The sequence below is a fragment of the Bartonella phoceensis genome (assembly GCF_902825145.1).
In the GTDB taxonomy this organism is placed as follows: Bacteria; Pseudomonadota; Alphaproteobacteria; order Rhizobiales; family Rhizobiaceae; genus Bartonella; species Bartonella phoceensis.
In genome coordinates this window covers 260894-284923 of record NZ_CADEAD010000003.1, presented here as the reverse complement: position 1 = coordinate 284923, position 24030 = coordinate 260894, and the positions used below count along the sequence as shown (strand labels likewise).

Sequence of the window (24030 nt, the reverse complement as noted above, 5' to 3'; positions counted from 1 at the left end):
AGTTTTTTTAAATAATCAAATATTTTTAGTGTGATAAGATTTTTTATTAACATTCGATATGAAGTTTTTTAGTAAAGTAAAGGGTTGATAGTGGCTGAGGTCAGTGTTCGGAATTTTAATATCAATTTTGGACCGCAGCATCCTGCAGCACATGGGGTTTTGCGCATGGTCCTAGAATTGGACGGTGAAGTTGTTGAGCGTGTGGATCCACATATTGGATTATTGCATCGCGGTACAGAAAAATTAATGGAAACAAAAACTTATCTTCAAGCTGGCCCTTATTTGGATCGTTTAGATTATGTTGCTCCTATGAATCAGGAGCACGCTTTTGTTTTGGCTATTGAAAAATTATTAAATGTTGAGGTTCCCAAACGAGGACAATTAATACGTGTTTTGTTTTCTGAAATTGGACGTATTCTTAATCATTTGCTTAATGTCACAACACAAGCAATGGATGTTGGTGCTTTGACACCACCACTTTGGGGATTCGAACAACGTGAAAGATTGATGATTTTTTATGAGCGTGCGTGTGGAGCGCGTCTTCATGCAAATTATTTTCGCCCTGGTGGTGTGCATCAAGATTTACCAGAATCTTTGATTGAGGATATTGGTAATTTTGTTGATCCGTTTCTTATTGCTCTTAGTAAACTTGATGCGCTTATAACACCAAATCGGATTTTTAAGCAGCGTAATGTAGATATTGGTGTGGTAAGTGTTGATGAAGCTTGGGCACGCGGTTTTTCTGGAGTCATGATTCGTGGAGCTGGTGTGCCATGGGATTTACGAAAAAGCCAACCTTATGAATGTTATGATGAAATGGAATTTGATATTCCTGTAGGTAAAAACAGTGATTGCTATGATCGCTACCTCATTCGTATGGAAGAAATGCGTCAATCAGCAAAAATTATGCGCCAATGCGTGGATCGTTTGCTGAGTACTGAAAAAAATGGACCAGTCTCGAGTTTAGATCGCAAAATCGTGCCTCCAAAGCGGTGCGAAATGAAAAGTTCAATGGAGGCGTTGATTCATCATTTTAAACTTTATACGGAAGGTTTTCATACACCTCCTGGTGAGGTATATGTTGCTGTAGAAGCTCCAAAAGGTGAGTTTGGAGTTTATCTTGTTTCCGATGGAACGAATAAACCTTATCGTGTTAAGTTGCGCGCGCCTGGTTTTGCTCATCTTCAAGCCATGGATTTTTTAACTCGAGGCCATATGTTGGCGGATGCTACAGCTATTTTGGGTTCGATTGATATTGTTTTTGGGGAGGTTGATCGCTAATGTCTGTGCGTCGTCTTGCAGATGATATTTACCAACCTGCAGAGTTTTCTTTTACAAAAGAAAATCAGATCTGGGTGAAAAATACTATAGAAAAATATCCTATAGGGCGTGAGCAATCTGCTGTCATTCCATTATTAATGCGTGCTCAAGAACAGGATGGTTGGGTGACACGTGCTGCGATTGAGCATATTGCTCAGATTCTTTCCATGGCTTATATTCGTGTTCTAGAAGTTGCAACTTTTTATACTCAGTTTCAACTTCAACCTGTGGGAACAAAGGCGCATATTCAAGTTTGTGGTACGACTCCTTGTATGTTACGTGGATCTGGTGAATTGATTAAGGTTTGTCAGAAAAAAATTCATCATGAGCCCTTTGTTACAAATCCGGATGGAACTTTATCATGGGAAGAAGTGGAGTGTCTTGGTGCTTGTGTCAATGCTCCCATGGTTATGATTTTTAAAGATACTTATGAAGATCTTACAGCTAAGCGTCTTGAAGAGATTATTGATGCATTTGAAGCAGGTAAAGGTTCTGAGATAGCGGTTGGCCCGCAAAATAGTCGTAAATCATCAGAGCCTATTGGTGGTTTAACTTCTCTCATTGATGAAGAAGACAAGAAGTCGTTTAAGTCTTTAAAGAAAAAGGATAATGAAGGAATGGGAGTGTAGTGTATATTTTTTCTTGAAAAGATATTTTATTATTTTACCCATTGTGGCAACATTTGACGAGTAGTAAGAATTTTTAAGAAAATGTTTAAGAAATTGCATTTGAGGAAAAGCTAAAAATGCTACGGGCAAGAGAAAAAAGGGTGGGGTATGCTGGCTGATAAAGATCGTATTTTCACCAATATTTATGGTTTAAAAGACAAATCATTAAAAGCTGCAATGTCACGTGGGCATTGGGATGGTACTAAGGTTCTTATCGAAAAAGGTCGTGATTGGATCATTAATGAGGTGAAGGCATCAGGTTTGCGTGGGCGTGGTGGTGCTGGTTTTCCTACCGGAGTGAAGTGGTCCTTTATGCCCAAACAAAGTGATGGTCGTCCCCATTATTTGGTTGTAAATGCTGATGAGTCAGAGCCTGGAACATGCAAAGACCGTGATATCTTACGCCATGATCCCCATACTCTGATTGAAGGTTGTGTAATTGCTACTTTTGCCATGGGAGCAAATATCGCTTTTATCTATATCCGTGGTGAGTATATCCGTGAGCGTGAAGCACTTCAAGCGGCCGTTGATGAATGTTATGATGCGGGTTTACTTGGCAAAAAAACGAAATGTGGGCATGTTTGCGATATTATTATCCATCATGGTGCGGGTGCTTATATTTGTGGTGAAGAAACAGCTCTTCTCGAAAGCCTTGAGGGAAAAAAGGGGCAGCCTCGGCTTAAACCGCCATTTCCTGCAAATATGGGGATTTATGGCTGTCCGACAACAGTCAATAATGTAGAATCTATTGCCGTTGTTCCAACGATTTTGCGTCGAGGTGCTTCGTGGTTTTCATCAATTGGGCGTGCAAATAATGTTGGAACGAAATTATTTATGGTTTCTGGGCATGTTAATGCACCTTGTACATTTGAAGAGGCTCTAGGTATTTCTTTCCGTGAATTAATTGAAAAACATACAGGGGGTATTCGTGGCGGATGGAATAATCTTTTGGCAGTTATTCCAGGGGGAGCTTCTTGTCCGGTTGTTCGGGGTGAAGATATGGTTGATGCAATCATGGATTTTGATGGAATGCGTGATGTTGGATCTTCTTTTGGCACAGGTGGTGTAATTGTGATGGATAAATCAACCGATATTATCAAGGCAATTTGGCGAATATCAGCTTTTTTCAAACATGAGAGTTGTGGTCAGTGTACACCATGCCGTGAAGGCACGGGTTGGATGATGCGCCTTTTAGGGCGTATGGTTGAAGGAAAAGCACAAAAACGCGAAATTGATCTTTTGTTTGAAGTCTCTAAACAGGTTGAAGGACATACTATTTGCGCACTTGGTGATGCAGCGGCGTGGCCTATACAGGGATTAATACGTAATTTTCGGCCAGAGATTGAACGTAGAATTGATGATTATACGCGAAATATCGTTCAGAGAAAAAATATTGCGTTGGAAGCAGTTGGATAGAGGATTTTAAAGTGCAATGGGATGCAAGTTTTAGGTAGATTATCCGCAGGCTGGATGAATGATGATAAATATCAAAGTTGATGGTAAAGAGATTGAAGTCCCTGATTACTACACGTTGCTTCAGGCAGCTGAGGCAGCGGGTGCTGAAGTGCCGCGTTTCTGTTTTCATGAGTCTTTATCAATTGCTGGAAATTGTCGTATGTGCTTGGTTGAGGTCAAGGGAGGACCTCCAAAACCTCAGGCTTCTTGTGCTATGGGAGTTCGCGATTTACGGTTAGGCCCTAATGGTGAAACACCAGAAATTTTTACCAACACAGAGATGGTGAAAAAAGCACGTGAAGGTGTGATGGAGTTTCTCCTCATCAATCATCCTTTGGATTGTCCTGTGTGTGATCAAGGGGGGGAATGTGACCTTCAAGACCAAGCAATGCTTTACGGGCGTGATTGTTCTCGTTATACAGAAAATAAACGTGCTGTAGAAGATAAGTATATTGGGCCACTTGTAAAAACTGTAATGACACGGTGCATTCATTGTACACGTTGTGTTCGTTTTACAACGGAAGTGGCGGGTATTTCTGAACTTGGGTTAATAGGTCGTGGTGAAGATGCTGAAATTACCACATATCTCGAAAAAGCAATGACATCTGAATTACAGGGAAATGTTATTGACCTTTGTCCAGTTGGAGCTTTAACTTCAAAACCTTATGCATTTCACGCACGTCCTTGGGAATTGGTTAAAACGGAATCGATTGATGTAATGGATGCACTGGGAAGTGCGATCCGCATTGATAGCCGCGGTCGTGAAGTTATGCGGATTATGCCGCGTACAAATGAAGAAGTAAATGAGGAATGGATTTCTGATAAGACACGTTTTATTTGGGATGGATTGCGCACTCAACGGCTTGATAGGCCATATGTACGCAAAGATGGAAAGTTTCACCCTGTAAGTTGGACAGAAGCTTTTTCAGTAATTAAAATGGTAGTTTCTAAAACTTTACCAGAAAAAATTGGAGCAATTGCTGGAGACCTTGCGTCTGTTGAGGAGATGTATGCACTGAAAACATTACTTATTTCATTGGATTCAAAGGTTTTTGATTGTCGTCAAAGAGGAATGGCTTTATCCCCTGAATTAGGACGTTCGAGTTACATTTTTAATCCAACGATTGCGGGGATTGAACAGGCTGATGCATTACTTATCGTAGGGTCTAATCCACGTCATGAGGCCGCTGTTTTAAATGCACGCATTTTAAAACGTCAACGGAGGGGAAAGTTTCCCATCGCATTAATTGGTGAAAAAGTCGATTTACGTTATCCGTATTCGTATCTTGGAGATGGTACTGATGCATTAAGTGCGCTTATTCATGGTGAAGATGTATTTTTCAATGTGTTAAAAGAAGCAAAAAGGCCACTTATTCTTATTGGGGAGGGTGCTCTTTCAGGTAAAGAAGGTTTGTCTGTTTTAAAAAATCTTGCAAAATTAGCGGATAATATTGGAGCCCTTAAGGAAGAATGGAATGGGTTTGGCATTCTTCACAATGCAGCGTCGATTGTTGGCGGATTAGACATTGGTTTTACTTCTAGTCTTGGTGTTACAAATATTCTTAAAACTTGTGAAGTTTTATTTTTGCTTGGTGCCGATGAAGTAGAGTTAGCCAATACAAAAGCCTTTACAATTTATATTGGTAGCCATGGTGATAATGGTGCACATGCTGCGGATGTTATTTTGCCGGCATCGGCTTATACTGAAAAATCAGGGCTTTATGTGAATACAGAAGGACGTGTTCAAATGACAAATCGGGCTGGTTTTGCCCCAGGAGAAGCAAAAGAAGATTGGGCTATTTTGCGTGCTTTGTCAGATATTTTAGGACAAAAGCTGCCTTTCGATTCGCTTTCTCAATTAAGACAGAGCTTGTTTAATGATTATCCACATCTTTGTGCTATCGATGATATAGTCCCTTCTGATATAGATAATCTTAAAGAGCTTGGTTCACAAATGATTGCTCTGGAGCGGCAAGCGTTTACTTCTATGGTTAAAGACTTTTATTTGACAAATCCAATAGCACGTGCTTCTGCAGTGATGGCTGAATGTTCATCTCTCGCAAAGAGCCGTGCAACACAGATTGTAGAGTAAGGGTAGAGGAAAAGGAATAATGATGTATGATTTCTTTATGATCTGGTTGTTGCCATTACTCATTATAATCGGAAAAACACTTCTCCTTTTGGTTATTCTTCTGGTCTTGATTGCTTATCTTCTTTATGCAGATAGAAAAATTTGGGCAGCAGTACAATTGCGGCGTGGTCCCAATGTTGTTGGTCCGTGGGGGTTGTTACAGTCTTTTGCAGATTTAATTAAATTTGCTGTTAAAGAGCCTATTATCCCTGCTGGTGCTAATAAGGGTATTTTTCTTTTAGCACCTTTTATTTCCGCTACGCTTGCGTTATCCACTTGGGCCGTTATCCCTGTCAATGAAGGATGGGAAGTTGCACATATTAATGTTGGTTTGCTTTATATTTTAGCTATTTCATCTCTTGAAGTTTATGGTGTTATTATGGGAGGATGGGCGTCAAATTCAAAATATCCTTTCTTAGGAGCTCTTCGTTCAGCTGCACAGATGGTTTCTTATGAGGTTTCTATTGGATTTGTGCTTGTAACTGTCATTTTAATAAGTGGTTCATTGGATCTTACAACCATTGTTTATAAACAAAGTCATGGGCTTGGTACGGCCCTTGGTCTTCCTTTTAATAGTTTTCTTGATTGGAATTGGCTCATTCTTTTTCCAATGTTTATCATATTCTTTATTTCTGCGCTCGCAGAGACAAATCGTCCCCCTTTTGATTTAGTGGAAGCAGAATCTGAACTTGTCGCTGGTCACATGGTTGAGTATTCTTCAACACCTTACATGCTATTTTTTCTTGGTGAATATGTTGCTATTGTTTTAATGTGTGCATTAACAACTATTTTATTTTTAGGGGGTTGGCTTCCTCCCTTGGGTGTTTGGTGGCTCAATTGGGTTCCTGGGGTCATTTGGTTTGTTCTAAAAGTTTGCTTTGTATTTTTTTGGTTTGCTATGGTCAAAGCATTTGTTCCGCGTTATCGTTATGATCAGCTCATGCGGCTTGGTTGGAAGGTTTTTCTTCCGCTTTCATTGGCAATGGTTGTAATAACTGCTGCTTTTTTAAAGTATACTGGTTTCGTTTAAGAGGAGGTTTCACTGTGTCAGGTTTTCTTCAGGCAGCAAAATCACTTCTTCTATTGGAATTTTTGAGTGCTTTTTTCTTAGCTATGCGCCAATTTTTTGCACCAAAACCTACAATTAATTATCCTTATGAGAAAGGTTTTGTGTCTGAGCGTTTCCGTGGTGAACATGCACTGCGTCGCTATCCAAATGGTGAAGAACGATGCATTGCCTGTAAATTATGTGAAGCAATTTGCCCTGCACAGGCCATTACCATTGAAGCAGGGCCAAGGCGCAATGACGGGACACGTAGAACTGTTCGTTATGATATAGATATGGTTAAGTGTATTTACTGCGGTTTTTGTCAAGAAGCTTGTCCAGTAGAGGCTATTGTTGAGGGTCCAAATTTTGAATTTGCAACAGAAACACGTGAAGAACTCTATTATGATAAAGAAAAGCTTTTAATGAATGGAGATCGTTGGGAGCGAGAAATTGCTCGAAATATATTAATGGATGCACCTTATCGTTAAGTGTATCCTTTAATGAGGTGTCGGGTAATTTTTTTGATGGATTTTAATCTGGTACAAAACTTTTGTACCAATTGTTTTGTTAATTGAGGAGAAGCCTATGCTAACGGATCTAGCGGCGGCATTTTTCTATTTATTTGCTTTTATTATGCTTGCGAGTGCGGTTATTGTTATTACAGCGCGCAATCCTGTACATTCCGTTTTATTTTTAATATTAGCATTTTTTAATGCTGCGGCTTTATTTTTGCTTGCAGGAGCAGAATTTTTGGGGCTTATTCTGCTTGTTGTTTATGTTGGTGCTGTAGCAGTTTTGTTTTTATTTGTGGTTATGATGCTTGACATTGATTTTGCTAAATTAAAGAGTGGTGCCCTTCGCTATGCTCCTCTTGGGGCTGTTGTTGGTGGTATTGTGGCTGTAGAATTGATTATTGTTTTTGTGAGTAGCCATTTTCCTCCGGGGCTTAGAACACATATTACGCAACCAATGCCAGATTTAGCGCAGAGAACAAATACTCAGGCATTAGGTGATATTCTTTATACGGACTATGCTTTCTATTTTCAAATTGCTGGGATTATTTTATTGATTGCAATGATTGGAGCAATTGTTTTGACACTTCGTCATAAGTCAGGTGTAAAGCGACAATCTATTGCTGTACAAGTTTCTCGAACAGTAGAAAGCGCAATTGAAATCAAACAAGTTGAATCAGGTAAGGGCATTTAAGGGGGGATTATGCATATTGATATTACGCATTATCTTATTGTTTCTGCTTTGATGTTTACAATCGGTATTGCAGGAATTTTTCTCAATAGAAAGAATGTGATTATTATCTTGATGTCCATTGAGCTTATATTACTTTCCGTTAATCTTAATTTTGTTGCGTTTTCAGCATTTCTTCATGATTTGGTTGGTCAGATATTTGCTTTATTTATCTTAACAGTAGCAGCTGCTGAAGCCGCAATTGGTTTGGCGATTCTTGTCGTTTTCTTTCGTAATCGTGGTTCTATTGCGGTTGAAGATGTTAATGTAATGAAAGGCTAACCAATGATGTATCACACGATCATCTTTCTTCCACTGTTAGGATTTTTAATTGCTGCTCTGGGTGGAAAAACTATAGGAGACCGCATTAATGAATTGATAACATGCAGTTTTATGGTGATTGTTGCCGTATTGTCATGGATAGCTTTTTTTAACATTGCACTTAGTCATACACCAGTGGTTGATGTATCGGTATTACATTGGCTCACTGTCGGCGATTTAAGCTTTGATTGGGCATTACATATTGATACATTGACAGCTGTTATGCTTGTTGTTGTAAATAGTGTTTCGGCATTAGTGCATATTTATTCAATTGGTTATATGCATCATGATCCTTCAAGGTCTCGTTTTTTTTCTTATCTTTCCCTATTTACATTTATGATGCTTATGTTGGTGACAGCCAATAACTTGATTCAGATGTTTTTTGGCTGGGAAGGTGTGGGGCTTGCTTCTTATTTACTCATTGGTTTTTGGTTTCAGCGCGATGCTGCTAATAAGGCTGCGATGAAAGCTTTTGTGGTTAACCGTGTTGGAGACTTTGGTTTTCTCTTAGGAATCTTTAGTATTTTTATTTTATTCCAATCTGTTGATTTTGCCTCTATTTTTGCGAAAGCTGCAGACAAGAGCTTCACCCAAAATATAACCTTTTTAGGTCGGCAGCTTGAGGGGCAGGCGGCGATTACTATTACATGTCTTTTATTGTTTATTGGTGCAATGGGAAAATCTGCACAATTTCTTTTACACACGTGGCTCCCTGATGCAATGGAGGGACCAACACCTGTATCAGCACTTATTCATGCAGCAACAATGGTAACGGCGGGTGTCTTTATGGTCGCACGTATGTCACCAATTTTTGAACTTTCTTCGACTGCTTTGACAGTCATTATTATTTTTGGAGCAACGACTGCGTTTTTTGCAGCAACTGTAGGGCTGGTACAGAATGATATTAAGCGTGTTATTGCTTATTCTACATGTTCACAACTTGGTTATATGTTTGTTGCTCTTGGTGTTGGAGCTTATGGAGCAGCTATTTTTCATCTTTTTACGCATGCTTTTTTTAAAGCTTTATTGTTTCTTGGTGCGGGCTCTGTAATTCATGCTGTATCCGATGAACAAGATATGCGAAAAATGGGCGGGTTACGTAAGCATATAAAGGTAACTTATTGTATGATGGTGATAGGGACCATTGCCTTGACAGGTGTTGGGATTCCAGGGACACTTTTCGGGACTGCTGGTTTTTTCTCCAAGGATGCAATTATAGAGTCTGCTTTTGTATCTCATAATATTGCTTCAGGATATGCTTTTTATCTTCTTGTTTTTGCTGCTTTTTTAACAAGTTTTTACTCATGGCGTCTTATCTTTATGACATTTCATGGTAAACCGCGCGCCACAGTTGATGTTATGCATCATGTACATGAATCGCCTCCAGTAATGTTAATTCCGCTCTTTATATTATCTATTGGAGCGATATTTGCTGGTATCGTTTTTCAACCTTACTTTTTTGGTGGTTTATACGATGCTTTTTGGAAGGAGGCATTATTTACAAGCAGCCATAATCATATTCTTCATGATGCCCACCATGTGTTCGGTTGGGTAAAATGGTCACCATTTATAGCGATGTTTCTTGGATTTATGTTAGCCTATTTATTCTATATTTCTTTTCCTTCTCTTCCAAAAAAGTTAACTGGAGTTATGCCAGGGGTGTATAATTTTCTTTATCAAAAATGGTATTTTGATCAATTATATAACTTTTTGTTTGTTCGTTCTGCTTTTAAGATTAGTTTCTTTTTTTGGACGGTTGGGGACGGTAAAATTATTGATGGTCTAGGTCCAAATGGTATTGCAGCACGTGTTGTTGATATTACAAATAGAGTTGTTCGGATACAGACAGGCTATCTTTATCACTATGCATTTGCGATGCTTGTGGGTGTTGCATTGCTGATCACCTGGATGATGATCGGGGGTGTGAACTGATGATCGATTGGCCAATTCTTTCTACCGTTACATTTTTACCGCTTGTAGGTGTATTGCTAATTTTATTTATTAAAGACGATAGTGAAATAGCACGACATAATATACGCAATGTGGCATTTTTTACAACTGTGTTTGTTTTTATTATTTCCTTAATTATTTGGGCAGGTTTTGATAATACAAACACGCATTTTCAGATGATTGAAAAATTCAATTGGTTAGGGGGGGGCATTAGCTATCATATGGGGGTTGATGGTATTTCTATTCTTTTTGTTGTTCTTGCAGCTTTTCTTTTGCCTTTTTGTATTTTAGCAAGTTGGGAGAATGTTAAAGAGAGATTAAAAGCTTATATGATTGCATTTCTTCTTCTTGAAGTTGCAATTATTGGTGTTTTTTGTGCTCTTGATGCAATACTGTTTTATGTTTTTTTTGAAGGCAGTCTCATTCCAATGTTTATTATTATAGGTGTTTGGGGTGGAGCACGTCGTGTTTATGCAAGTATAAAGTTTTTCTTATACACTTTGCTTGGTTCAGTCTTTATGCTTGTTGCTCTTATGGCTATGTACTGGAAGGCTGGAACACTCGATATACCAACTTTACTCAATTATCAGTTTCCTGCGCATATGCAAATATGGTTATGGCTTGCATTTTTTGCTTCTTTTGCAGTTAAAATGCCAATGTGGCCAGTCCATACATGGCTCCCTGATGCTCACGTAGAAGCACCAACAGCTGGTTCAGTTATTTTAGCTGGTGTATTGCTCAAATTAGGCGGTTATGGTTTTCTTCGTTTTTCTTTACCAATGTTTCCTCTTGCCTCAACTGATTTTGCGCCTTTGGTTTTCACGCTATCACTTATCGCTATTATTTACACATCGTTGGTTGCACTTGTTCAAAGTGATATAAAAAAGCTTATTGCCTATTCCTCAATCGCGCATATGGGATATGTAACAATGGGCATTTTTGCTGCAAATGAACAAGGGATCCAAGGAGCTATTTATCAGATGCTATCGCATGGGATTGTTTCAGCAGCGTTATTTCTTTGTGTTGGAGTTATCTATGATCGTCTGCATACACGTGAAATTGCAGCTTTTGGTGGTTTAGTGAATAACATGCCTAAATATGCTGTTGTTTTCTTAATCTTTACGATGGCAAATGTTGGTTTACCCGGAAGTTCAGGTTTTTTAGGTGAATTTTTAACCTTAATAGGCGTTTTTCAAGTGAATAAATTGATTGTTGTTTTTGCTACAACTGGCGTTATTCTATCAGCTGCCTATGCCCTTTATCTTTATCGGCGTGTGGTTTTTGGTTCTTTGGATAAAGAGAATTTAAAAGTTCTTGTTGATCTTTCTTCAAGAGAGAAATTCATTCTTTATCCAATGGCTATGCTTACAATATTTTTTGGTATCTATCCAACGCCTATTTTTAAAGCAACGGCATCTTCCGTAGAAGCCCTCATCAATAAACTGCACTAGATTAGGGAAGAATGCATATGCAAACTGAAATAATAGCGCAATTAGTCTTAATTCTTCCAGAGATTTTAATAGCATTAGGGGGAGTAGTATTGCTTTTGGTTGGTGTTTATTCCAATACATATTCCTCTTTAACTGTGACTGGTCTGGCTATTGCTCTTCTTGTTGCAACCATTGTTATGATTGTCATTTTTCCGAAGACTGGTTTATTTCAAACCAATGCGCTTATTATTGACTCTTTCGGTCGTTATATGAAAATTTTAACACTCATTGGGGCACTTTTTGCTCTTATTATGTCTGTTAGTTTTAACAGTGCTCAAAAGTTCGATATATTTGAATTTCCAGTGCTTGTTCTTTTAGCAACTCTTGGCATGATGCTGATGATATCAGCAGGTAATATGCTATCACTTTATATGGGGTTAGAATTACAATCTTTGGCTTTATATGTCCTTGCTGCAATCAATCGTGATAACGTAAAATCTTCTGAAGCCGGTATAAAATATTTTGTTTTAGGGGCTTTATCTTCAGGATTATTGCTTTATGGCATTTCTTTGCTTTATGGCTTTACTGGTCAAATTGGTTTTCACGAAATTGCTCTTGCTTTAAAAGATCAAAACTTACAATTAGGGATTATTTTTGCAATTGTTTTTATTTTAGCTGGTTTAGCTTTCAAAATTTCTGCAGTTCCATTTCATATGTGGACACCTGATGTTTATGAAGGAGCCCCCACACCCATTACAGCATTTTTTGCTGGAGCTCCTAAAATTGCCGCTATGGCACTCATTATTCGTATTATTGTTATGTCCTTTATTCCGCTCAGCAGTGCTGATGGTTTTATGCCTGCATGGCAGCAAATTTTGGTGTTCATGGCGCTTACATCGATGATACTTGGTGCGTTTGCTGCAATTGGTCAAAGCAATATTAAGCGTTTAATGGCTTATTCATCAATTGGTCACATGGGATATGCGCTTGTTGGTTTAGCCGCTGGAGATATGCTTGGGATCAAAAGTGTTATTCTTTATATGACTATTTATCTTGGCATGACACTTGGTTCATTTGCTTTTATTCTTGGAATGCGGTCCAATAGTGGAAATGTTGAAAATATTTATGATCTTTCAGGGCTCATAAAAACAAATCCGTTTATGGCTGGTGTGATGACAATACAACTTTTTTCTTTGGCAAGTATACCGCCTATGGCCGGTTTTTTTGGGAAATGGTATACATTTTCTGCTGCTGTTCATGCTGGTCTTACCCCACTCGCTGTCGTTGGGATGATAGCATCTGTTGTTGGGGCTTTTTACTATTTGCGAGTCATTAAAATCATGTGGTTCGATGATGCAAAAATGCATTTTGTTGCTTTATCAAAGGAGCTTCAGTTTTGTCTCGCTCTTTCTGCATTGTTTGTTTTATTTTATACGCTTTTTGGAGTTTGGTTCGCTGAGTTAGCAGAAAAAGCAGCCGCCGCATTATTTTAATGAATATGGTTTATATTTTATCAGATTTTGCACAGAAACAAGGATACACTGTTGAATCGTACGAAAGTGTTGATTCAACAAATCTCATTGCGCAACGCAAAGCGCAAACTGGGCATCAAGGTTATCTCTGGATTGTTGCACAAGAACAGTCACAGGGGAGAGCGAGAAGAGGGAGAACTTGGTCTAGTCCAAAAGGGAACCTTTATTCTAGTCTTTTGTTAATTGATGATATTGTTCATCAAACTGCTGCTCAACTTGGTTTTGTTGCTGGAATAAGTGTAGTAGAGGCAATAAAACAATTTATAAAAGATGAAAAGCAAGCAAGCAATATTGTGAGTTTAAAATGGCCAAACGATATTTTACTTAAAGGAGCAAAAAGCTCTGGAGTTTTGCTTGAGATTTTAAAATTGCCTTCACAACAATATGCATTGGTTATTGGTATTGGAATAAATGTGAAATATAATTATGAAGATGCACCCTATCCCACTTCAAGCTTAAAGAATATTGGTTTGCATATTGAAGCAGAACAGTTATTTACGATTTTAACAGAGTGTTTTTCTAAAAATTACCTTCTTTGGAAACAACCGAAAGGATATGAAATAATCCGAAAAAAGTGGCTTTTATATTCTGCTCACCTTGGGAAACGTGTCAAAGTAGTGAATGATGAAAAAATCATTGAGGGTATTTTTGATGGCCTTGATAGTGATTTTAACTGTATCATAAAACAAAAAAATGGTCAGATAGCCATTATAACAGCTGGAGATGTTCATTTTGGTTCGGCTGCTTCTGTTAATGCAGGTCGCTATTAAAAAATTTTATTTCACTATCAGATTATCTTAATGATTTGGGAGATGTTTATGGTTGCAGCCAATGAGAATGAATTTATTTTTTTACCTTTAGGAGGCGTAGGTGAAATAGGGATGAATCTGGCTGCTTACGGATTTGGACCACAAAATTTTCGTGAATGGCTACTTATTGATATGGGCGTTAGCTTTGCTGGTCCTGAATTACCAGGAACAGATCTTATTTTACCTGATATCCGTTTTCTGGAAAGTGAAAAACATAATATACGCGGTCTTATTTTGACACATGCTCACGAAGATCATTATGGTGCGGTTCTTGATTTATGGCCAAAGCTTAAAGTTCCACTTTATTGTACACCTTTTACAGCAGGATTATTGGAGAGTAAAAGGCAATCAGATTCCGGATCTTGTAAAATTGCACATACTATTTTTCAATCTGGTGATTGCTTTCAGATTGGTTCTTTTGCAATTGAGGCTATTGCTGTGAATCATTCAATTCCAGAATCTGTATCTTTGGCTATTACAACATCTTTAGGCACTGTAATCCACACTGGTGATTGGAAAATTGATCATACACCTGCGCTTGGGACTGTAACAGATGAAAAACGATTTCGTACTTTAGGCAATAAAGGCGTTTTAGCATTGCTTTGTGATTCTACGAATGCATGCCGGGATGGTATAACACCATCAGAGCAGCAAGTTCAGACAAGTCTTTCTGAAATTTTCTCAAAAGCTGAGGGGTGCATTGCAATAGCTACTTTTTCATCTAATGTTGCTCGGATACGTTCAATTGCTCTTGCAGCGGAATTTGTGGGGCGCAAGGTTCTTGTTGTTGGGCGCTCTCTTAAGCGGAGTATTATGGTTGCACAAGAGCTTGGTTATATGAATGGTTTAGCTCCATTTATTACGGAAGAGGATTATGGATATATTCCGCGAAAAGAACTTGTTTTAGTCGTGACAGGGAGCCAAGGAGAGCCATGTGCTGCCTTAGCAAAATTATCACGCAATGAAATGAGAAATATTGCACTTTCTTCTGGTGATACGGTTATTTATTCGTCACGGAGTATTCCAGGAAACGAAAAGGCTATTCTTGAAATACAAAATCGTTTTATCGATATGGGAGTTAAAGTCATTACGAATGGGGATGCTCTCGTTCATGTTTCAGGTCATCCACGTCGCTTAGAACTTTTACAGATGTATGATTGGATAAAACCGCAGATACTTGTGCCTGTACATGGTGAGGCAATGCATCTTACTGCTCATGCGGATTTAGCACGTCAAGCAGGTATTAAAATTGTTATGAATATCAGAAATGGGAGTTTGCTGCGTCTTGCACCAGAGCCTGTAGAAATTATTGATCAAGTTCCTATTGGTCGTATCTATAAAGATGGTTGTCTTATTGGGGATGAAGAAGAACTAGGCATTCGTGAGCGCCGCAAACTAAGTTATGCTGGTCACGTTGTTGTTTCTCTCCATATGAATAGCAAGCATGAGCTATTGGATGATATTGGTCTTTCTACATTTGGTCTACCTGAAAGTAATGAAAAAGGGAAAAAATTAAAGGATATTCTTTTAGATGTTGTGGAAAATACACTTTATAATATTCCACGCATGAAACGAAAAAATAATGAACTTATCCGAGAAGCAACGCGGCGTGCAGTGAGAGCGGCTATTAATGAGATTTGGCGCAAAAAGCCTGTCTGTACAGTTTTTTTACATCGGTCAAAATGAAGCATTTGAATACTGTGTTATTTTCTTTTTAATGAAGAAAGAGTGGAGGGGTTTTCAGATTATTTTATTTCTCAAACTAAGCGTAATAAAGAATAGAGCGCATAAATTTTTCAACAATTTAATCGTTGTGTTTGCAAGTATTCAGAATGTAGCTATAGATAAGTCTATACTTTATTTAAATTGTTCCAATACGATGGTTTTGATTAGGAGTTAATTATTTCAATGCGCCTTTCTCAATATTTCCTTCCACTTTTAAAAGAGAATCCTAAGGAAGCAGAGATTGTTTCTCATCGATTTATGTTGCGTGCAGGTATGATTCGACAACAAACATCAGGGATTTATTCTTGGCTTCCCTTGGGTAAAAAAGTACTTGATAAAGTTTGTAAAATTATTCGTGAGGAGCAAGAACGAGCGGGCGCGATAGAAATATTAATGCCGACAATTCAATCTGCGGATCTTTGGCGTGAAAGTGACCGTTATGACGATTATGGTTTGGAAATGCTTCGCATTAAAGATCGTCAAAAACGTGATTTGCTTTATGGTCCGACAAATGAGGAGATGGTAACAGATATTTTCCGTTCGTATATTCGTTCTTATAAGGATCTTCCACTCAATTTGTATCATATTCAATGGAAGTTTCGCGATGAAATCCGTCCACGTTTTGGTGTGATGCGCTCACGAGAATTTTTAATGAAGGACGCTTATTCTTTTGATCTTGATTATGAAGGTTCTCAAATATCTTATAATCGTATGTTTATTGCTTATTTACGTACTTTTGCTCGTCTTGGCTTAAGGGCAATTCCCATGCGGGCTGATACAGGTCCAATTGGTGGTGAGCTCAGCCATGAATTTATTATTTTAGCTGAAACAGGAGAGAGCGCTATATTTTGTGATAAGCAATTTCTTGAGCTCATTGTTCCAGATAGTTCAATTGATTTTAATGATACAGTTATTTTAGCTGATATTGTTAAACAGTGGACGTCTTTTTATGCAGCGACAGAAGAAATGCATAACGAAGAAGAGTGGACTAAAGTTTCTGATCATAATCGTCTTTCAGCGCGTGGTATTGAAGTAGGGCATATTTTCCACTTTGGCACGAAATATTCTGCTCCCATGGGAGCGAAGGTTATGGGACAAGATGGAAAAGAGCATGTTGTCTCTATGGGGTCTTATGGCATTGGACCTTCGCGTCTTGTTGCAGCAATTATTGAAGCTTCTCATGATGAAAATGGTATTATTTGGCCAAGCTCTATGGCACCGTTTGATTTTGGTATCATCAATATGAAGCCTGATGATGAAAAATGTACACAGGTATGTGAGCTTCTTTATCAGGGATTAAAGGATGCTGGTTTTGATCCATTATTAGATGATAGAAATGAGCGTCCTGGAACAAAATTTGCAACAATGGATTTAATTGGCTTACCAACACAAATCATTGTTGGGCCTAAAAGCATTGCGCGAAATGAAGTTGAAATTAAAGATCGAAAAACAGGTGTCAAAAAATCTTTAACGGTTGAAGATGTACTCAAACAGTTTTCTGTAGTTTTATAGGCAATATTATGAAGAGGTTGAGCAATAAATGGTTTTCATCTTATGAGTGGATGATCGCCTTTCGTTATATGATTCCTAATAAAAAACATGTCGTCGCATCGGTTATTTCAATCATTTCTCTCATTGGAATTATGTTAGGGGTGTTTGCTTTGGTTGTTGTTATGGCAGTGATGAATGGTTTTCGTACAGAGCTTCTCAATCGTATTCTTGGTATGAATGGGCATCTTATTGTTCAAACAGTTTATTCTGGTTTTTCTGATTATAAGACTCTTATTTCTTCGTTAGAATCTGTGAATGGTGTGAAGTTTTCTTTGCCTGTTATTGAAGGTCAAGCACTTGTTCAGGGTGAACTTGAAGGAGGCTCTGGTGCACTAGTTCGTGGTATGCGCAAACAAGATTTAGACAAACTTAAAACAGTCTCCCAAAATATTAAGTTGGGTTCGCTTGCTCAATTTGATAAAGAAGAAGGGGTCGCAATTGGCAGTGGTTTAGCAACAAAATTGGGGCTTACTGTTGGGCGTTATCTGCGCATCATTACCCCAGACGGTGATGCGACTCCTTTTGGAGTGACCCCGCGTGTTAAAGCTTATAAAGTTGCAGCTATTTTTGAAGTTGGTATGTCTGAATATGATTCAATATTTGTTTTTATGCCTCTGCATGAAGCGCAAATGTTTTTTAATTTGGGAGACAAGGTTCAATCTTTAGAGTTATTTCTGGATAATCCTGATGCTGTTGATCAAATAAAACCCGTTGTAGAAAAAACAATTGATGAGCAGGTCTACTTAATTGATTGGCGTACACGCAACCAGGCTTTTTTTTCAGCCTTACAGATTGAACGAAATGTTATGTTTTTCATTCTTTCCTTGATCATTCTTGTTGCTGCTTTGAATATTATTTCAGGACTTATTATGCTTGTAAAAGATAAAAGTCATGATATTGCCATTTTACGCACGATGGGTGCACAACAAAGTGCGGTTATGCGTATATTTATTGTCACTGGTATGATGATTGGATTTATTGGTACAATATTAGGCTTGATTTTTGGTGTCATAGCCACTGCGAATATCAATCATATTCAGGATTTTGTTTCTTGGTTATTTAATGTTGATGTTTTTAATCCTCAACTTTACTTTTTAACAAAATTACCTGCGCAAATTGATTGGAGACAGACAGTTTTCGTTGCTGTAATGGCTTTATTTTTGTCATTTCTAGCAGCTCTTATTCCGGCATGGCGTGCTGCTAAACTGGATCCTGTACAAGCTTTGAGGTATGAGTAATGGCAGCTATTTTAGAGCTTGTGGAGATTGAGCGGCATTTTTTTGAAAGTAATAAACCTCTCATTATTTTAGATAAAGCGAATTTTGTTCTTAATCGCGGAGAGCTTGTAGCACTTGTAGCACCGTCTGGTGCTGGAAAATCAACTCTTCTTCATATCGCTGGATTATTGGAAAAACCAACGGCTGGTGATGTGATGTTACGAGGAGTTTCTTGTGCAAAACGTTCTGATAGTGAGCGAACAGCCATCCGACGAAATGATATCGGTTTTGTTTATCAATTTCATCACTTGCTTCCAGAATTTACGGCTTTAGAAAATGTTATGATACCACAAATGATAGCAGGCTTAAAAAAATCTCTAGCAAAAGATCGCGCACTTAAATTGCTGACATATTTGCGTATTTCTCATCGCGCCAATCATCGTCCATCGGAATTATCAGGTGGTGAACAACAACGTGTTGCTATTGCGCGTGCAGTTGCAAATAGCCCTTCGGTTCTTTTAGCTGATGAACCTACCGGAAATCTTGATCCTGTAACTTCAGCTTATGTTTTTCAAGCTTTATCTACGCTTGTTCGTCAATCTGGTCTTTCTGCTCTTATTGCGACACATAATTATGCTTTGGCTAAGCAAATGCATCGTCGTATTACGCTTAAAGAAAAAAAGATTATTGAACTTCCTTAAGGTAAAATAGAGAATTTATTCTATAAATCGAGAGCTCTGTTTATATTATTTTTTACCTAATTCAAGGAGACTTTTATGACAGTTTTTGTCGTTGACGAAAATCAACTCGATATGCGTCGTCGTCGATTGGTTTTTCGTGCATGGCACCGTGGTATTCGTGAAATGGATCTCATTTTTGGACATTATGTGGATGCACATATTTCTGAGATGAACGATACAACGGTTTCTGAACTTGAGTATATTATGTCTTTTGATGATCGCGATTTATTAACGTGGGTTACAGGAGAAGTCTCACCACCCCCTGAAATTGATGGTCCACTTTTTCGTGACATTATAAACTATCATATTTGCACAAATTTAAATTGATTCCGATGCCTCTATTAAAAAAAACTATTATTCCTCAAAATATTTCTGCTCACATGATCTTTGGTGGAGTGATCGATGGATTTGAAGCCTTTGCACTTGCACAATTGCGTTCAGAAATTGCACAAAATAAACCACTTATCTATGTTGTCCGCGATGGAACAAAAATTGCGCATTTACAACAGGTTTTGAATTTTATTGAGCCTGATTTGCCTGTGCTTCAATTTCCCGCATGGGACTGTTTACCCTATGATCGCGTATCACCTGGGGTTACTGTTATGGCACGTCGATTGTCAGCTTTGGCACATATAGCAAATTTACGCAAAAATCCACGCGCTGCAATTATATTAACAACAGCAAATGCAATTATACAGAAACTTCCCCCTCATGAAATGATTGAAACGCAAGTGATTCATGCACGTGTTGGCCAGTGTATGAGTATGGGGCATTTCATTCAATTTTTAGAATCCAATGGTTTTGAACGTGTTACGGTTGTTCGTGATGTTGGTGAATTTGCTGTGAGAGGAGGAATTCTTGATATTTTTTCTCCCGTTGATATTGAACCTTTACGGCTTGATTTTTTTGGGGATACTCTAGAGAGCATCCGCGTATTTGATTCAGCAACACAAAGAACAATCAGTAAAAGAACAGAATTTTTTTTACACTCGATGAGTGAAGTTGCTCTTACATCGGAATTGATAAGCCGGTTTAAAAGAAATTATATCCGTACATTTGGTGTGTTACAAAAAAAGAATATGCTTTATGAGGCTCTTTCTCAAGGGAGACGTTTTGCTGGCATGGAACATTGGTTACCCTTTTTTTATGAAAAACTTGATACTTTTTTTGACCATTGCGGTAATTTACCACTTGTTTTTGAGCATCTTATAGAAGAAGTACTCATCGAACGCTATCGTCTTATTGAAGATTATTATAATGCACGTAAAGAGCGTGAAGATAATAAAGAAAACTCTACTTCCTATCATCCGATAGAGCCTAGCCTTCTCTATTTAACACCAGAACGCATTTTAGAGATTGTACAACAATCCGAACAACGTGTCGACTTTATACCCTTTAATGTTCCACAAACTTTTGGACAAACTATTGTTCATGCAAATGTTAAACAGGGATATAATTTTGTAAAAGAGCGTAATGCACAAGAGAAAAATGTTTTCTCAAGTGTTGTTCATCATATTGCTTCATTGCGCTCTGCTGGAAAGAAGGTACTTTTGACAGGTTGGAGTGAAGGATCTCTTACGCGTTTGGTGCAGATCCTTGATGAGCATAGCTTAAAAAAAATAGATATTGTAAAATCATTACAAAATGTTAAAGCAACACCACGTGATCATATAACAGCAGCTGTTATCATGATAGAACACGGCTTTGAGACTGAAAATTTTGCGCTCATAACAGAACAAGATATCCTTGGTGATCGATTGATAAGATCACCAAAACGGCGCAAAAACAATACAAATTTTATTTCTGAAATTGCAGCTTTAAATTCTGGCGATATCGTTGTGCATATTGATCATGGTATTGGCCAATTTGTCGGCCTTAAAACTATCACAACAACTGGAATTTTACGAGATTGTCTTGAAATTAAATATGCTGGAGGTGATAGGCTCTTTTTACCTATTGAAAATATTGAACTTCTTTCACGTTATGGATCAGATGGAATAGATGTAGCGTTAGACAAATTAGGTGGTGTTGCTTGGCAAGCACGTAAAACACGACTTAAAAAACATCTGTTGGAAATGGCTGGTCAATTGATCCGCATAGCTGCAGAGCGTGCTACGCGTTCTGCACCAGCTTTGATTCCACCAATTGGACCGTTTGATGAATTTGTTGCGTGTTTTCCTTATGAAGAGACGGAAGATCAAATGGAGGCAATTAATGCTGTTTTAGACGATTTAGCGTCAGGAAAACCAATGGATCGCTTAATATGTGGTGATGTTGGCTTTGGAAAAACAGAAGTGGCGATTCGCAGTGCTTTTGTTGCCGCATTAAATGGATACCAGGTTGCTGTTGTTGTACCGACAACTTTGCTTTCACGACAACATTACAAAACTTTTCTTTCGCGGTTTCAAGGATTACCCATTAAAATTGGTCATGCTTCAAGGCTTGTAAAAGCAAAAGAGCTCGCACAAGTCAAAAAAGAGATTTCAGATGGTACGATTGATATTGTTATTGGAACACATGCATTATTAAGCGATGCGGTTAGTTTTTTACGGCTAGGGCTTCTTATCATTGATGAGGAACAGCATTTTGGCGTAAAACATAAAGAGCGTTTAAAAGAGCTTAAAAGTGATATCCACGTTCTCACACTTTCAGCAACTCCCATACCACGAACTTTAGGGCTCGCATTATCAGGAGTTCGCGAACTTTCATTGATAACAACTCCACCCATTGATAGAATGGCAGTACGCACTTTTATTTTACCATTTGATTCACTTATAATACGTGAAACATTGCTTCGAGAATACTACCGTGGTGGACAAAGTTTTTATGTTTGTCCTCGTATCTCTGATCTTGTTTCTGTGGAAGAATATCTCAAAACGCATGTGCCCGAACTTAAATTCGTTATTGCTCATGGACAAATGCCAGCTGGGCAACTTGATGATATTATGAATGCATTTTATGATGGGCAATATGATGTTTTGCTGTCAACAACCATTATTGAATCAGGTCTTGATATTCCAACAGCTAATACATTAATTGTACATCGCGCTGAGATGTTTGGTCTTGCAGCTCTTTATCAATTGCGTGGAAGGGTAGGGCGCTCAAAACAACGCGCTTACGCACTCTTTACGTATCCTTCTGGTAAGGTTTTAACACCTGCTGCTGATCGTCGCCTTAAAGTCTTACAATCTCTTGATACCTTAGGGGCCGGTTTTCAATTGGCAAGTCACGATATGGATATTCGTGGTTCAGGGAACTTTTTAGGTGAAGCGCAATCGGGGCATATCAAAGAAGTCGGATTTGAACTCTATCAAAAAATGCTTGAAGAAGCTATTGCTGAATTAAAAGATGGAGAGTTAAATGAAGATAAGCAATGGTCTCCTCAAATTTCACTTGGTACAACAGTGATGATACCAGAAAGTTTTGTGCCTGACTTGCCATTACGTATGGGGCTTTATCGTCGTTTAACAGAACTTGATGATTTAGCACAAATCGATGAATTTGCAGCGGAGTTAATTGATCGCTTTGGTCCTTTACCACTTGAAGTTCAGCACCTTCTTAAAGTCTTTTATATCAAAACATTGTGTCGAAAAGCACATGTGGAAAAATTAGATACTGGACCAAAGGGGATTGTGATACAATTTCGCAATAATTATTTTACAAATAGTTTTGCTCTTGTTCAGTGGATTGGCAAACAAGGTTCGATGGCAAAAATTAGGCCAGATCAAAGTATCGCTTTTATTCGCGATTGGTCCACAGTAGATGAAAGGCTTATTGGAACAGCGGATATTATAACACATCTTGTAGAAATAGCAGAACAACATTCTGTTTAGAAATTTTTCCATTCTTTTAAAGCTACCATCTATTTTTATAGAGTATGACGTATATTGATACAATAAATAAAATAGATTAAAGAGTGCAGCCATAACATGAGAATACGCATATGTGTGCTCTTTACGAAATTTTGTAAATTTTCTAATGACACAAGGAAATGGGATAATATGATTTATTCCTTACAAAGGTTGCTTACTGTAGCTTTTTTGTTATTCACTTTAATATCGTGGTATGAAAAATATTCATGCTGAAGCTTTTTTAACTGAGTTATCTCTTTCTGGTTTACCACTTGATGAAAAATACCAGCGTCTTAAAGAAAGATTGCAAGTTATTAAAAAATTAAAAAAACATTTGCTGATTTACCGCTTTCACAAATACGTATTTCTAATACACAACATGATCAACTTATATAGAAGCAGAATTACGAAAAGATTTTGGGTGGAGACGAGCAGATTTTATTGGGCGAAGGATGCAATAAATTCAATGGATCCAAACTTAATTAAGTACTTTGGAGAAGTTATGGAGGATAGTATCTATGATTTTGAAAAAGAGATAATTGATCGGATAAAGAACAGGGTAATGCGTAATCCTTTGCTTGTAATCAGCATGAATATCAATGTGTGATAGAGTGCTTTGAAATGTAAGTACAACTTTTTTCTTCGTTTGCTAATTTTTCAATAGCTGAGAGGGTAGATCTGTCTTAATGATCTTCTATTTTAGTATGGGAGTTACTAAAAAAGTGATGATTGATCCATTCGAAATCGCAAAGTATCGATAAAGCCTGCCATGCTCTTTTTCTTCGAAAATAGCACAATGCGTATTAAAAACAGTTCTCATGAGATTAGTAGGTATTTCCTTTGATAATATATCTTTTACGAACATCTACGAAATTATAAGAATATTACCAACGTTTGAATTTGTTTTTATAAAAACATCACTAATTATGCCCTTTTTAAAATTTTTAAAACGTTCTCTATCGTTAAGAAAATATTCTATTTGAATGATATCAAATATAATTCACTCATTGGGCTCCACATGCTCAATGATAGGGTCTCCT

General features: G+C 37.8%; 19 protein-coding genes. All 19 read left to right on the top strand.

Going from position 1 to position 24030, the window contains the following annotated elements:
- Window positions 1-90: 90 nt before the first annotated feature.
- The 19 genes from J7R07_RS05330 to J7R07_RS05240 all read left to right on the top strand — a co-directional run bounded on the left by J7R07_RS05330 (window position 91) and on the right by J7R07_RS05240 (window position 23597).
- Window positions 91-1281: an NADH-quinone oxidoreductase subunit D gene (locus tag J7R07_RS05330; protein WP_208435862.1), complete on the top strand. Its 1191-nt coding sequence runs from the start codon at window positions 91-93 to the stop codon at window positions 1279-1281.
- Entirely contained in the window at window positions 1281-1949 is a 669-nt protein-coding gene (gene nuoE, locus J7R07_RS05325; protein ID WP_208435861.1) for an NADH-quinone oxidoreductase subunit NuoE, read from the top strand. The genes J7R07_RS05330 and nuoE overlap by 1 nt, the downstream gene beginning before the upstream one ends.
- A gap of 147 nt (window positions 1950-2096) precedes the next feature.
- Window positions 2097-3404 carry an NADH-quinone oxidoreductase subunit NuoF gene (gene nuoF, locus J7R07_RS05320; RefSeq protein WP_208435860.1) on the top strand — a complete coding sequence of 436 codons (1308 nt, stop codon included), beginning with the start codon at window positions 2097-2099 and terminating at the stop codon, window positions 3402-3404.
- Window positions 3405-3465: 61 nt separating this feature from the next.
- A complete protein-coding gene (gene nuoG, locus J7R07_RS05315; RefSeq protein WP_208435883.1) occupies window positions 3466-5535 on the top strand; it encodes an NADH-quinone oxidoreductase subunit NuoG in 2070 nt (689 codons plus the stop codon).
- A 22-nt stretch (window positions 5536-5557) separates the two neighbouring features.
- Window positions 5558-6604, top strand: coding sequence for an NADH-quinone oxidoreductase subunit NuoH (nuoH, locus tag J7R07_RS05310; RefSeq protein WP_208435882.1), 1047 nt, complete (start codon window positions 5558-5560; stop codon window positions 6602-6604).
- 14 nt (window positions 6605-6618) lie between these two features.
- Window positions 6619-7110: an NADH-quinone oxidoreductase subunit NuoI gene (gene nuoI, locus J7R07_RS05305; RefSeq protein ID WP_208435859.1), complete on the top strand. Its 492-nt coding sequence runs from the start codon at window positions 6619-6621 to the stop codon at window positions 7108-7110.
- 97 nt (window positions 7111-7207) lie between these two features.
- Window positions 7208-7828 carry an NADH-quinone oxidoreductase subunit J gene (locus J7R07_RS05300; RefSeq protein ID WP_208435858.1) on the top strand — a complete coding sequence of 207 codons (621 nt, stop codon included), beginning with the start codon at window positions 7208-7210 and terminating at the stop codon, window positions 7826-7828.
- A gap of 9 nt (window positions 7829-7837) precedes the next feature.
- Window positions 7838-8146 carry an NADH-quinone oxidoreductase subunit NuoK gene (gene nuoK / locus J7R07_RS05295; RefSeq protein ID WP_004860043.1) on the top strand — a complete coding sequence of 103 codons (309 nt, stop codon included), beginning with the start codon at window positions 7838-7840 and terminating at the stop codon, window positions 8144-8146.
- Window positions 8147-8152: 6 nt separating this feature from the next.
- Window positions 8153-10117: an NADH-quinone oxidoreductase subunit L gene (gene nuoL, locus J7R07_RS05290; RefSeq protein WP_208435881.1), complete on the top strand. Its 1965-nt coding sequence runs from the start codon at window positions 8153-8155 to the stop codon at window positions 10115-10117.
- A complete protein-coding gene (locus J7R07_RS05285) occupies window positions 10117-11586 on the top strand; it encodes an NADH-quinone oxidoreductase subunit M (RefSeq protein WP_208435857.1) in 1470 nt (489 codons plus the stop codon). Before nuoL ends, J7R07_RS05285 begins: the two co-directional genes overlap by 1 nt.
- 17 nt (window positions 11587-11603) lie before the next feature.
- Window positions 11604-13058, top strand: coding sequence for an NADH-quinone oxidoreductase subunit NuoN (gene nuoN / locus J7R07_RS05280; RefSeq protein WP_208435856.1), 1455 nt, complete (start codon window positions 11604-11606; stop codon window positions 13056-13058).
- Complete coding sequence (locus J7R07_RS05275) at window positions 13058-13867, top strand: biotin--[acetyl-CoA-carboxylase] ligase (RefSeq protein ID WP_208435855.1); 810 nt, start codon at window positions 13058-13060, stop codon at window positions 13865-13867. Before nuoN ends, J7R07_RS05275 begins: the two co-directional genes overlap by 1 nt.
- Before the next feature lie 48 nt (window positions 13868-13915).
- Window positions 13916-15592: a ribonuclease J gene (locus J7R07_RS05270; protein WP_208435854.1), complete on the top strand. Its 1677-nt coding sequence runs from the start codon at window positions 13916-13918 to the stop codon at window positions 15590-15592.
- A gap of 222 nt (window positions 15593-15814) precedes the next feature.
- Complete coding sequence (gene proS / locus J7R07_RS05265) at window positions 15815-17143, top strand: proline--tRNA ligase (RefSeq protein WP_208435853.1); 1329 nt, start codon at window positions 15815-15817, stop codon at window positions 17141-17143.
- Between the two features lie 8 nt (window positions 17144-17151).
- Entirely contained in the window at window positions 17152-18420 is a 1269-nt protein-coding gene (locus J7R07_RS05260) for a lipoprotein-releasing ABC transporter permease subunit (RefSeq protein WP_208435852.1), read from the top strand.
- Window positions 18420-19100 (top strand): ABC transporter ATP-binding protein, encoded by a 681-nt coding sequence (locus J7R07_RS05255; protein WP_208435851.1) that lies wholly within the window; start codon window positions 18420-18422, stop codon window positions 19098-19100. Before J7R07_RS05260 ends, J7R07_RS05255 begins: the two co-directional genes overlap by 1 nt.
- Before the next feature lie 75 nt (window positions 19101-19175).
- Window positions 19176-19466, top strand: coding sequence for an FAD assembly factor SdhE (locus J7R07_RS05250; RefSeq protein WP_208435850.1), 291 nt, complete (start codon window positions 19176-19178; stop codon window positions 19464-19466).
- Window positions 19467-19471: 5 nt separating this feature from the next.
- Complete coding sequence (gene mfd / locus J7R07_RS05245) at window positions 19472-22972, top strand: transcription-repair coupling factor (RefSeq protein ID WP_208435849.1); 3501 nt, start codon at window positions 19472-19474, stop codon at window positions 22970-22972.
- Between the two features lie 232 nt (window positions 22973-23204).
- Window positions 23205-23597 (top strand): hypothetical protein, encoded by a 393-nt coding sequence (locus J7R07_RS05240; RefSeq protein ID WP_208435848.1) that lies wholly within the window; start codon window positions 23205-23207, stop codon window positions 23595-23597.
- Window positions 23598-24030: the final 433 nt, after the last annotated feature.